We start from the raw sequence: 13215 nt of genomic DNA on the forward strand, positions 1-13215 counted from the left end.
TGGTTCCGCTCGACTTGCATGTATTAGGCACGCCGCCAGCGTTCGTCCTGAGCCAGGATCAAACTCTCCATTATAGAGATTTGACTTGCTCAAATCTTGACTGGCGTCTCGCCATCCCGGAGGATGCGCGAGTCGCTTTGATCTGGTAACCCTGATCAGTAATGTGTTTGCTCGGATCGCTTTGCGACGATCCTCGCAGACAATTCGTTGTCGCGCCAAGGCGCTCCAACCATTGTTGTTGACGTTTTGCTGTTCAGTTTTCAAGGTTCATGTTTTTCATTTTGTAACGCCGCACTCATTGGCGACTTTATTAATATATCCTACTTCCGAAACGTTGTCAATACTATTTTAAAATATTTTTTTCGCTCGTCTTAAGGACATGTATAAATATAAACCGCCTGGCGGATAAAATCAACCCTTTTTCTTAAAAAAGATTGATTTTATTTTTTCGTAATCAGAAACAAATAGAATGATCCCCGCCAATACAACACTTCCGCCCACAATCTGACTTAAAGTTAATACCTCTCCCAATATGAAATAAGCTAATATAGCAGCTCCTACTGGCTCAAAAAGAATGGCAATTGAAATCACATTTGTACTCACCCACTTAAGCGCCCAATTAAATAATGAATGCCCCAACAAGTTTGGAATAATTGCTAGCAATAAAAACCACATCCACTCAGACGCCGGATAAGGACCGAATGATTCCCCTTTCAATATGATATAGAAGAATAATGTTAATGTGCTAAAACTATAAACCACAAAAGTATAAGTAATTAACGATAGCCTTTTCCTTACATCCTGTCCAAATAGAAGATAACCGGTTATTAAAGCACAGGCAATCAAAGCCAATATATCTCCATACAATGCTGATCCACTGATTTTGAAATCTCCGTATCCAATTAAAACACTTCCTAATACCGCTATCATTCCCGACAAAAGAGTCTTCAGTGAAATTCGCTCTTTGAAAAAGAAATAGGTACCGGCAAAAGCAAACAACGGCTGCAAAGTAACGAGTACAGTAGAACTTGCCACAGATGTATAGTTCAATGATTCAAACCATAAGATAAAATGAAAAGCTAAGAAAACACCTGCAACCGAAGTGAAAATCCAATCTCTTTTGCTTAGCTTAGTGATTTCATGGGTATATTTCATAAAGAAGATTGGGCTCATGATAAGAATTGAAAATAACATCCGGTAAAATGCTGTAACGCCAGAGTCTGCAGATGTCATTTTCACAAAAATCGCTGAGAGAGCAACTGAAAAAACACCGATGATAATAGGGATAAAGGGATGAATCGCTGGTCTTTCCATATAAACGCCTCTTTTCTATAATAACTTCTTTCGGAAAATACATATTGTATTTCACACTTTAAATAGTGTGACACGTCCAATCTTCTTTATCAATACTGGAAACGAAAGGAGGCTAAAGATGTGGATCTTTTTTCCGCTCTTGAAGTTTTATCCCTTGAAACTTTTCTGAAATTATTCTTAGCCGCTTTATTAAGTTTAATTATCGGCTTAGAAAGGGAATTAAAAAGAAAGCCCGTCGGTTTAAAAACGAGCATTGTCATCGCTACCTTCAGTTGCCTGTTAACCATCATTTCTATTGAGTCTGCATATATAGCAGAAGGGAGCGAACATGCAAACGTAAATATTACGATGGATCCACTTCGCTTAGCAGCTCAAATAGTTTCAGGTATCGGTTTTCTTGGAGCTGGCGTCATTTTGAAGCGCGGCAATGATTCAATCTCAGGGTTAACAACCGCAGCGATGATTTGGGGAGCTGGCGGAATCGGAATTGCGGTAGCAGCGGGTTTCTATATCGAGGCTGTTGTATCTGTGCTAATTATTCTGATTGGGATTGAACTCCTCCCTCCCTTGCTTTTCAAATACGGCCCGAAACGCCTGCAGATGGTTGAAGCTAACATCAAGCTTATTGTTACTGAAAAAAGCGCAATCTCTTCAATAGTAGAAGAAATTAAAAATGTTGGCGTAGTGATCGAGGCTCTTTCTATTGCTGATCACTGGGAAAAGGACGAATCGCCGAGGCATGAACTGATTATGCGGACTTCCTTTTCCCAAGACAAACAAACACTTTTTCTTTATCAAACGATCGGATCGATCCACTACGTTGACCAAGTGACGATCGAGTTAATTAACTAAGGAGGAAATGGAATGACAGAATTTCTCGGATTACTTAAGAACGGAAACAAACCATCGCTGTACGCAGCCATCACCAATACGTTTATCGCAATTATGAAAGGTGTTGCTTTCTTTTTCACAGGGAACGTAGCAATGTTTGCAGAAACAATGCACTCTATCGGAGATGCAGCAAACCAATATTTTGTCTTCATCGGATCAGCTTTATCAAAAAAAGCGCCTACCAAACGATTTCCTAATGGATTCGGCCGGTTACTGAACATTGTTCTTCTTGGTGCAGTCCTGATAGTCGGGATTATGGCTTATGAAACTATCGTTGAAGGCTGGCATCAATTGACTCACCCGGTTGAAGCGGAAGGATTTATCATCAGCGTTGTTGTTCTATCAATTGCAATTGCATTAGAATCTTTCGTTCTTTATAAAGCCGGAAAAGAAATTCTTCATGAAGCCGGCGTTAAAGGAGGAGCCTTAGCTCCATTGACTACAAGCTTTGCTCATTTAAATAGAGCAAAGCCTGCAACGAAACTTGTGTTTCTGGAAGACCTAGTCGCAACTGCTGGCGGCGTTCTCGCTTTGGTCGCTGTATTGATCGCCCATTACACAGGCTTCCTTGCAGTTGAAGGTGCTGCATCGATTGCGATCGGGTTAATGATGTTTTACGTGGTAATGAAAGTGTTTCTTGAGAATGCACGAGGTGCTATTGGGGAAACCGATGAACAAATGGTCAACCATATCGCCCACTTGCTGAGTGAGCATCCGGATGTAAGGGATATCCGCAAGCTGGAAGTTATAAAAGAAGGTGAATTTCTTCATGTAGAAACGAAAGTTGAAGTTAATCCTTCCTTAAGTGTCGTAGAAGCAGACCAACTTCAAGATCGTATAGCCGAAGTGCTGCTAAGTCAGCCAAGTGTCAATGACGTTGTCGTGTCATTAGATGCAGATGACGGAGTAAAACACTGGACGCATGTAAGTAAACGCCCTGAATCCATGCCTCCTGTAACAGAATATTAAAAAAAGCTTGAGCGCTATTTTATGCGCTCAAGCTTTTTTTATAGAGATGCCTGAAGTATTTCTTTTACATCATTATCTTTTAGCTTGGTGAAGTTTCCAAATTCTCCATAAACCATTGCTTTTTCAACCATTAAATCGATTTTAGAATCATCGATTTCATAATCAATCAAACGTGTTGGTGCTCCTAGGGATGTCCAGAAATCCCTTAAACGATCAATTCCTTCATATGCCGTTTCTTCTTCTGTCTTCCCTTCCGGATTCACATCAAAGACACGGACGGCCAATTGAGCAAATCTGGAAGGATTAACTTTCACGTTATGCCGCATCCACTGCGGGAAAAGAATCGCAAGTCCGCCAGCATGCGGAATATCATAGACTGCGGACACTGCATGTTCGATATTATGCGTAGCCCAGTCTCCGTTATAGCCCATCTGCAAGAAATTATTCAACCCCATCGTACCGGCGAACAAAATCGTTTCCCGGTGTTCGTAGCTTTGAAGATCTTCCATTAATTTTGGAGCAGTTTCAATTACTGCCTTTAAAACACCTTCACACATACGATCTTGGACCGGTGTATTGGTGGCATTATTAAAATATTGTTCAAAAATATGCGACATCATATCAACAATTCCATAAACCGTATGATTTTCCGGCACTGACATAGTATATGTCGGATCTAAAATTGAAAATTTCGGGAAAGAGAACGGGCTGCCCCAACCATATTTTTCTTGTGTTTCTTCGTTGGTAATTACAGAGCCAGCATTCATTTCAGAACCTGTCGCTGCAAGTGTCAACACCGTTCCGAATGGCAAAGCACTTTTCGGCTGTGCTTTCCGCGAAACAAAGTCCCAAGCGTCGCCTTCATATGTAGCGCCACATGCTATCAGTTTAGTGCAATCGATAACTGAACCGCCGCCAACTGCCAGCAGCATGTCGATTCCTTCTTTTTTACAGATTTCGATTCCTCTTCGTGCTGTTGAAATACGGGGATTCGGCTCAACTCCTGATAATTCGAAAATTTCAAGCCCTGCTTCACCGAGAGTTTGCATCACTTCATCGTAAATACCGTTTTTCTTGATGCTCCCTCCACCGTATACGACTAAAACTTTTTTTCCGTATTTAGGCAATTCCTTCTTTACTGCTGCCAATTGCCCTTTACCAAAAATTAACTTAACAGGATTATAAAACGAAAATGCATTCATTTTTCAACCTCCTTTTCAAATTCTATTATGTCCATTTAATGAAAAAAACGCAAAAATTTAGATTAAAAAAACCGTTTGGGAAAATCCCAAACGGTTCATCTTCAGTATTACACCCAGCCACGGAAGCGAGCGGCTTCTGCAGTTCTGCGGGCACCGACCATATAGGCAGCTAAACGCATATCAATATTGCGTGTAGTGGCTACATTGTATATATTTTCAAATGCATCAACTAATTTTTTAGTCAACTTTTCGTCAACTTCTTCTTGTGTCCAGTAATAACCTTGGTTGTTCTGTACCCATTCAAAGTAAGAAACGGTTACTCCACCAGCACTTGCCAATACATCAGGAACCAGCAGGATTCCACGATCAGACAAGATTTTTGTTGCTTCTGCTGTAGTAGGGCCGTTTGCCGCTTCTACAACGATCGAAGCTTTAATGTTTGGCGCGTTTTCTGCAGTGATTTGGTTAGAAATCGCAGCAGGAACAATGATGTCACAATCCAATTCAAACAACTCTTTATTGGTGATTGTATTCTCGAACAATGTAGTCACTGTACCAAAACTATCGCGGCGATCAAGCAAATATTCGATATCCAAACCATCTGGATCATGAAGAGCGCCGTAAGCGTCGGAAATACCAACAATTTTCGCCCCTTGATCATGCAAGAATTTCGCTAAGAAACTGCCTGCGTTCCCGAAACCTTGAATAACGACTCTTGCGCCTTTCATTTCCAAACCGCGTTTTTTAGCAGCTTCATTAAGAACAATCGTTACGCCTTGAGCTGTTGCTTTGTCCCGGCCTTGAGAACCACCAAGAACAATCGGCTTTCCGGTAATAAACCCTGGAGAGTTGAATTCATCAATTTTGCTGTACTCATCAAACATCCAAGCCATAATTTGAGAGTTTGTAAAAACGTCCGGTGCTGGGATGTCTTTGTTCGGTCCTACGATTTGGCTAATAGCCCGAACATACCCACGGCTCAATTTCTCAATTTCATGCATAGACATTTCACGAGGATCGCAAATGATTCCGCCCTTACCACCACCGTAAGGCAAATCAACGATACCGCATTTAAGCGTCATCCACATTGATAAGGCCATAACTTCTTCACGGTTTACTTCAGGGTGGAAACGAACTCCCCCTTTTGTCGGTCCTACTGCGTCATTGTGCTGTGCACGGAATCCAGTAAACACTTTTGTTTTTCCATCATCCATACGTACTGGAATCCGGACTTCCATAATTCGCATCGGTTCTTTCAGAAGTTCATACATCGCTTCTTCATATCCAAGTTTATCCAATGCAGTTTTAATAACGTTCTGCGTTGAAGTCAACAAATTCAAGTTTTCAGCCATTGTTTTAATTCGCCTCTTTATATTTATAGTTATAACTCCGCAACTAGTGTAACATAATTAACTTTACATTTGTCAGTCAGTTCTTATTTTGAGAAGACTTTTTGAATACGCTCAATTGCCCAGTCCAGATCTTCTTTCGAAATAATAAGTGGAGGAGCAAAGCGGATAACTGTGTCATGAGTTTCTTTGCACAATAAACCAAGTTCTTTTAACTGTTCGCAATAAGGACGAGCCGCTTCTGTCAGTTCCATTCCGATGAATAAACCGCGTCCACGCACTTCTTTAATAGAAGAATGATCAATTTCACGCAATTTACTCATGAAATATTCTCCTAACTCAAGCGAACGATCTGCTAATTTCTCATCTTGAAGCACTTCCATAGAAGCAATGGAAACAGCACATGCTAGCGGGTTTCCACCAAAAGTTGAACCGTGTGAACCTGGGTTGAAGACACCTAGGATTTCATGGTCAGCTACTACGCAAGAAATTGGGAATACTCCGCCACCCAATGCTTTTCCTAGTATGTACATATCCGGATTTACATCTTCCCATTCACATGCAAACATTTTACCTGTCCGTGCAAGACCGCATTGAATTTCATCAGCAATGAATAATACATTGTTTTCACGGCAAAGTTCTCTTGCTGCTTTTAGGAAGCCTTCTTCTGGCATGATGATTCCAGCTTCGCCTTGGATTGGTTCGATCAAAAATGCTGCAGTGTTCGGAGTGATGGCATTTTTCAACGCTTCTAAATCTCCGAATGGAATCAAGTTGATGCCTGGTAGCATTGGCCCAAAACCTCTGCGGTATTCAGGATCTGATGATAATGAAACGGCGGTCATTGTACGGCCATGGAAGTTCCCGTTGCAGGCAATAATTTCTGCTTGGTTTTCTTCAACGCCTTTTACATCATAAGCCCAACGGCGAGCTGCTTTGAAAGCGGTTTCCACAGCTTCCGCACCCGTGTTCATTGGCAATGCCATTTCCTTGCCTGAAATTTTGCAGATCATTTCATACCATGGAGCAAGCATATCGTTATGGAATGCACGAGAAGTTAAAGTAACACGGTCTGCTTGATCTTTTAATGCCTGAATAATTTTAGGGTGACGATGGCCTTGGTTCACTGCAGAGTATGCTGAAAGCATATCCATGAATTTGTTGCCTTCTGGATCTTTTACCCAAACGCCTTCTGCTTCAGTAATAACGATTGGTAGTGGATGGTAGTTATTAGCACCGTACTTTTCTGTTGTTTCAATAATTTCCTGTGTTTTTGTCATGTTATTTCCTCCTTTTTTTAAAAAAGGCAGACGAATCGTCTGCCTTATTTTGAATTATTATAACATTTACCGAATAATTATAACATCTCTGAAGTTGTTTTTGCTTGCATATGAAGAGTTAAGTAATCCGGGCCGCCTGCTTTTGAATCGGTACCAGACATATTGAATCCGCCAAATGGCTGGTATCCAACGATTGCGCCTGTGCATCCACGGTTAAAGTAAAGGTTACCCACATGGAAATCTTCACGTGCTTGCTCTAGGTGTTCGCGGTTGTTCGTGATAACTGCTCCAGTTAAACCGTATTCCGTGTTGTTAGCAATTTCAATCGCTTCATTGAAATCTTTTGCTTTAGAAATGCCGATTACCGGACCAAAAATTTCTTCTTGCATGATGCGTGATTTTGGATCTAGGTCAGCAATAACAGTCGGGTTAACAAAGTAACCTTTAGAGTCATCGCCAGTTCCGCCTACTACTAGACGGCCTTCGCCTTTTCCAATTTCAACATAGTCCATGATTTTCTTGTATGCTGCTGCATCAATTACTGGTCCCATAAAGTTGCTTTGGTCAACCGGGTTTCCGATTGTCAATTCTTTTGCCAATTCGATAACGCGATCCAACACTTGGTCGTACACATCTTCAACAATAACTGCACGTGATGCTGCAGAACATTTTTGTCCGCTGAATCCGAATGCAGATTTAACGATGGTTTGAGCTGCAAGTTCAAGGTCAGCTTCTTTATCCACGACCATAGTATCTTTCCCGCCCATTTCAGCGATTAAACGTTTCATCCAGATTTGCCCTTCATTTACTTTAGAAGAACGTTCTGCGATGCGAAGACCAACTGCACGTGAACCTGTGAATGAGATAAAGCGAGTTTGTGGGTGATCAACAAGGTAATCCCCTACTTCAGCTCCTGGTCCTGGGATGAAGTTGACAACGCCTGCTGGCATTCCCGCTTCTTCTAGAACTTCAATGAATTTGTAAGCAACAACCGGAGTTGTAGAAGCCGGCTTCAATAGAACTGTGTTTCCAGTTACCATTGCCGCTACCGTTGTACCAGCCATGATAGCGAAAGCGAAGTTCCATGGAGAAATAACTACGCCCACTCCCAAAGGAATGTAGTCGTAACGGTTATATTCACCTGGACGGCTCATAACAGGCATGCCGTCTTTTAAACGAAGCATTTGGCGCGCATAATATTCAAGGAAATCGATTGCTTCAGCTGTATCCGCATCCGCTTCGTTCCATGGCTTACCTGCTTCTTTTGTTAAAAGAGCTGAGAATTCATGTTTGCGGCGGCGAATAATAGCTGCTGCTTTGAATAGTACATCTGCACGTACTTCAGGCTTTACTTTTTTCCAAGTTTTGAATGCTTCAAGAGCTGATTGCATCGCTTTTTCAGCTAGTTCTTTATTAGATTTAGAAACGCGGCCAACAATTTCTTCTTTGTCTGCCGGGTTGAATGATACGATTTTGTCTTCGGTCATTACACGCTCTCCACCGATGATCAATGGGTAGTCTTGGCCTAAATAAGCTTCAACTGTCTTCAAGCCTGCTAAAAAGGCATTGCGGTTTTCTTCGATCGAAAAATCTGTAAATGGTTCATGTTTGTAGGGAATCATGTGAATCCTCCTTGAGTTTGATAGTTGCGCAAAAAAAATTTGCACTTCTAATATCTTTACATATATAATAATGCAAAAGATTGTTGCATTAATCAAGTATTTTCTATCAAAAAGCTAAAATAATTTTGAGGTGATAAAATTGACCAATGAAGAAATGGACATGACGCCTTTTTTGAAATTTGCTGCTGAGCATGTGGCAGTAGGCATTCATGCAGTCGATCTGAAAGGCAAGACCATTTTATATAATAATAAAATGAAGGAAATTGAAGGATTCGACTTTGAAGAATTAATGGACCGCTCCCTTTTGGAGATGTTCCGTTTTGAACAGCATGAAAGTACGCTTCTTCAAGTGCTGCAAACAGGTGAAGCCGTTTTTAACGCAAAACAAACTTACTGGAATCGTAAGGGGCAGCAAATCACCACCCTCAACGATACTTATCCGGTTTACTCGAAAGGGAAGTTAATTGGAGCAATTGAAATGTCCCGTGACGTCACGACGCTTGAGAAAGTTGTATATCAGCCATTGAAAAAATATGAAGAACCTATTACATTCAACAGCATTACTGCTGTCTCGGACAGCATGAGAAAAGTGCTTGAAACTGCTGAAAAAGCAGCGATGACCAAGTTGCCAGTATTGCTGATCGGTGAATCCGGCACTGGAAAAGAATTGATTGCTGAAGCCATCCACTGGGCCTCTTCGTCAAAAGGACAGTTGTATACCCTTTACTGCCATGGCACAAATGGAAAATTGATCGATCAATTAAATAAGGATTTGACCGGAAAATCCGGTGGCACAATTTATTGTGAACGCATCGATTTACTGTCACGGCCTTTGCAAATTCAGCTACTAAGAATGGCTCAGGAACAAATGAATGGCGACACGTATTTTATTGCGAGTGTTGGCGAAGACCCGGTTGAACTGATTTCTTCTAAAAAATTAGTAAAAGAGCTTTATTACTTCTTTTCAGCGATGACCATTAAACTGGAGCCACTGCGAAACCGCAAAGAAGATATATTGCCATTCATCGAAGATTATTTGTCGCGCCACCGCATGAATTTTGGAACTATGATCAGTGGCATTGATGACGAAGTAAAAAACCTTTTTATGGCGTATGACTGGCCTGGGAACCTGAAAGAACTTGAACTTCTTTTGGATGAAACCACTTCGCTGATCACAACCCAGGAATATATCAGCTTAAATTTGCTCCCGCAACATTTCAAGTCTAAAACTATGAATAAGACCACTTTAACCCCTGAAGATTTCATTATCCGTTCTGGCAAGGAATTATTGCCGCTGGAAGACTATTTATTTGAAGCGGAAATGTATTATTTGCAAAAAGCGATGGATCTTCATGGGGGTAATGTGACAAAAGCGGCAGCGGCTCTCGGTATGAGCCGACAGAATCTGCAGTATCGTTTAAGAAAAATCAAAAAAAACGAAGCACAGACATAAAGTCTGTGCTTCGTTTTACGTTGGCGACCTAAACGGCCGTTTCCGCTTTTCTTATTGCCCTGAACGTTTGATCCATTCTTGCATTTTGTCTTTCAATGAGTTGAATCCTTCAGAATCGTTTTCGTTCACGTGTGATTGAAGTGATTGTTTTGGTTTTTCAGTGCGTTGAGCTGCTGGTGGCTGCTCTTGAAGTGCACGGATTGATAGGCTGATTTTTTTTGATTTTTCATCAACTTCCAATACTTTTACGTTTACTTCTTGGCCTACTGCCAAATATTCGCTAACTTCTTTTACGTAGCCGTGAGTGATTTCTGAGATGTGGACCAATCCTTGAGTTTGATCGTCCAATGCTACAAACGCTCCGTATGGCTGAATTCCTGTTACTTTACCTGTTACTGTGTCGCCTGCTTGATATGTTTTTGTCATGTTCTACCCGCTCCTATACTTATCTAATTATCCTGTACACCTATTGGCATCTGTATATTATAGCACAGTAATAGCCATGTAGTAAAATCAGTACATATTTATATCGCCAATTTTCCAGCCATCCTCAGTTTTCACCATGGTCAACTGATTGCTGATTTGTGAGGTCCCGGTAATGGACTCGAAATTAAGCTGCCCCATCTCCCGCGGGCTATCATAACCGTAATAGGCTGATTCTGTAAAGAAATTTAAGTAATTGACCTCGAATAAAGGAAGTACTCCTCTTTGCGAAAGCTGGCTTTCAAACAATTCCGGCTGTTGATTTTGAATCGATTCTTCAGATAAAGCCAACATCGTTTTCACGTCCCCTTTTTCTCTCGCCAGCAAAAAAACTCCGCCAATTTCACCTGGCGACGCTTTGCGCAGAACACTTTCATCATGCCCTGCAGAAAATGACGCATAAAGCAGTTCTACAGTCTTCAAAAAAGCGTTTTCTTTGTCGGTCAGATCATACGCTTCATACAAATGGTATTGCAGCAGCCATGTTTGTTTGCCAGCAGTAACAAGTGTCGGGTTATTTTGCATCATCAACTGCTCTTCCTTGTAGCTCAAATAAGGCTGCAGGTATAAATTCCCGCCTATCCTGTATACGCTGTTTTCAGGTACTTCCAAAGCCCATAATTTTTCTTCAAAGCTCGGCTGCTGTCTCCAAGTCAAAAGAAATTCATCCAAAGCAGGTTTGGTTTCAGTATCAGCCGTTAAATGCCAAATGGTTACAGCATCTCCAAGCTGATTGGCATAATCAAAAAGAAATAAAATATCCAAAGGCGGTACTCCCTCAAGCAACTTCCGGTCATGATTTTTGGCAAATGCTTCGTAAAGATGAATGATCGGAGCGGAATCGAATTGCTCCATTTTCACCTGTGCCGGCTCTGCTGTCATATCACTGTTCGGCAATCTCTTGGCCAGCTCCCCTTCTTTTTCCAATTCAATAGCTTTCATCAAATCTTCATAAGCCAATGCATCATAACTTTCTGAATGCTTCCAACCGCTTGCTTCCATTTCATTCAAAATCGGCAACATGATATAAATCATCGGATTTTTGGTATGCATCGTCAATTCTTTCCAGACCCGCTGGTATTCTGATTTAACAACCCCTTCTTTATTAAATACTTGTTGATTCTCACTGCCTTTTAAGATCATCCAAAATGCTTGCATGAAAATCGAGGCGTAATCCTCAAAAATTTTGCTCGAGCGCTGTTCCATAATCAGCGCTTCTTCCATCATCATGAGTGAATAAGCCATCCCTTCCACAGGCATAAGCAAGCCTTTATCATCAAAATAAGGTTCATTCATCATTAAATTAAGATGACTGTTGGAATGTATATAATTGCTTAAAATATCATTGGAGTAAAAAGTTTCCATTACCCTTCTTGTGATAAATCGATTTTCTGTCGGATGTTTTGTTATTGTCAGACCTTGCTCCCATAACCCCTCTACTAGATGCTCGATTTCTTCCGGAAAATCTTCATTATTAGCCACTAGCTTCTCAGCAGACATTTCCCCATTGACCGTGACATTCGACATCTCGGAAGCATATAACTCCAGAACCTTTTCGTTTGCCGCTATTAACTCTTTTGTTTTAACTCCATAATTATAAAGAAACGCTTCTACTTCTTCTCCTGTCAAATAAGCATTCGTTAATCCCAGCTCCATGCCTTTTGGGGTTTCAATCTTCAAGAGCAGCTTGTTTACTTCGTGCTGCATTTTCTTCGGTTCGTCTTTCATTTTCTTTATATTTTCTTTCCCTAAGATTCTTTTCATTGCCGCATCCGCTTCTTTAACATAAGCAAATTGCTCGAAAATTTCCTCATCCACCCCAAGACGCTCCGGAGAAGATGCACGGATAGCACTATATTCTGCACGCCAGTCTTTCACCATCTGATCAGTGACAATTTCTGCTGCATCATTCGAAGTTGAAGCGTTGATATTCGGATTCGGGTCATTCAATAGAAAAGATGCCCCAACAACACCCGAGATGAACAATCCTGCGGAAGCAAGCAAAACCATTGTCCGTTTGTTGCCACGCCTTTTCGTGCCAGTGTTTATGATGGTATCCTCGTTAAAGTTTTGTTGATCCTTTGCAAATAAATTTTTTTCACTAAATGAAACAGGTATTCTAGCATAGGATTTGCCAACAAATTCTAACCTCTTCTCAACCACTGCTTCATCCATTAATCCTAATCGATGGCTTAGGAAAGTCCGGGCTGCAAGCACTTTTTCGTTAATCTGCTGCTCTTCCCCTACGATCTCACTAACTTCCCGCAAGCTTTTCCCATTAAAATAAATCAAAGTAAAGGGAATGCGGTGCTGCTCATCCAACTGTATGATTGCCTCATGGGTTTCTCTGTCTTCTTCAAATCGAAGCGCTTCCGTCTCCAAAACCTCGACAGTCTTTTGCCGGTATTCAACAAGCAATCCAATGGCTGCCTGCCATAATCTTTTATCTGCTTCTTCATTTCGGATGGCATCCAATAAAGAATAGATTTCTCGGAAGACCGCCACCTGATAAGCTTCAACTGCAGCTAATGGAACACCATTTTGAAATCCGAATCTGCCGATCAGAATCTGATTGGCCCAACACCATTCGCTAAAGGCTTTACGGTCACCGGCTTTTGCGCGTACCAACAATTCATTTGTTTCCACTAACGC

Annotated in this window: 10 protein-coding genes and 1 rRNA gene; 3 read left to right on the plus strand and 8 right to left on the minus strand. The window is 41.3% G+C overall.

Translation table 11 applies throughout. The features are described from left to right. Window positions 1–74, minus strand: a 16S ribosomal RNA gene (locus tag AC3AQ9_RS15940); the annotation flags it as partial. Between the two features lie 337 nt (window positions 75–411). Continuing rightward, on the minus strand, window positions 412–1314 hold the full coding sequence (locus AC3AQ9_RS15945; protein ID WP_488308484.1) for a DMT family transporter: 903 nt from the start codon (window positions 1312–1314) through the stop codon (window positions 412–414). A 120-nt stretch (window positions 1315–1434) separates the two neighbouring features. Here AC3AQ9_RS15945 and AC3AQ9_RS15950 point away from each other — a divergent pair, with 120 nt between their 5' ends. Next, a complete protein-coding gene (locus AC3AQ9_RS15950) occupies window positions 1435–2166 on the plus strand; it encodes an MgtC/SapB family protein (protein ID WP_488308485.1) in 732 nt (243 codons plus the stop codon). A 12-nt stretch (window positions 2167–2178) separates the two neighbouring features. Further along, the gene (locus tag AC3AQ9_RS15955; protein ID WP_488308486.1) at window positions 2179–3174 is read left to right on the plus strand and encodes a cation diffusion facilitator family transporter; all 996 of its coding nucleotides are present in this window, start codon (window positions 2179–2181) and stop codon (window positions 3172–3174) included. Window positions 3175–3212: 38 nt separating this feature from the next. Here the strand turns inward: AC3AQ9_RS15955 and AC3AQ9_RS15960 are convergent, their stop codons facing one another. From AC3AQ9_RS15960 to pruA, 4 genes are all read right to left on the minus strand, one after another. After that, a complete protein-coding gene (locus AC3AQ9_RS15960) occupies window positions 3213–4376 on the minus strand; it encodes an iron-containing alcohol dehydrogenase (protein WP_488308487.1) in 1164 nt (387 codons plus the stop codon). A gap of 107 nt (window positions 4377–4483) precedes the next feature. Next, window positions 4484–5728 (minus strand): Glu/Leu/Phe/Val family dehydrogenase, encoded by a 1245-nt coding sequence (locus AC3AQ9_RS15965; RefSeq protein ID WP_488308488.1) that lies wholly within the window; start codon window positions 5726–5728, stop codon window positions 4484–4486. An 83-nt stretch (window positions 5729–5811) separates the two neighbouring features. Further along, window positions 5812–7005 carry an ornithine--oxo-acid transaminase gene (locus AC3AQ9_RS15970; protein WP_488308489.1) on the minus strand — a complete coding sequence of 398 codons (1194 nt, stop codon included), beginning with the start codon at window positions 7003–7005 and terminating at the stop codon, window positions 5812–5814. Window positions 7006–7082: 77 nt separating this feature from the next. Further along, complete coding sequence (gene pruA, locus AC3AQ9_RS15975; RefSeq protein ID WP_488308490.1) at window positions 7083–8627, minus strand: L-glutamate gamma-semialdehyde dehydrogenase; 1545 nt, start codon at window positions 8625–8627, stop codon at window positions 7083–7085. Window positions 8628–8766: 139 nt separating this feature from the next. On the opposite strand from pruA, the gene AC3AQ9_RS15980 reads away from it, so the two are divergent. Next, the gene (locus tag AC3AQ9_RS15980) at window positions 8767–10080 is read left to right on the plus strand and encodes a sigma 54-interacting transcriptional regulator (protein ID WP_488308491.1); all 1314 of its coding nucleotides are present in this window, start codon (window positions 8767–8769) and stop codon (window positions 10078–10080) included. Between the two features lie 51 nt (window positions 10081–10131). Here AC3AQ9_RS15980 and yugI read toward each other — a convergent pair whose 3' ends face one another. Then, window positions 10132–10506 (minus strand): S1 domain-containing post-transcriptional regulator GSP13, encoded by a 375-nt coding sequence (yugI, locus tag AC3AQ9_RS15985; protein WP_300992142.1) that lies wholly within the window; start codon window positions 10504–10506, stop codon window positions 10132–10134. A gap of 87 nt (window positions 10507–10593) precedes the next feature. Beyond that, entirely contained in the window at window positions 10594–13209 is a 2616-nt protein-coding gene (locus tag AC3AQ9_RS15990; protein ID WP_488308492.1) for an RNA polymerase sigma factor, read from the minus strand. Window positions 13210–13215 lie beyond the last annotated feature (6 nt).

Source organism: Planococcus sp. VCh962 (assembly GCF_057748275.1).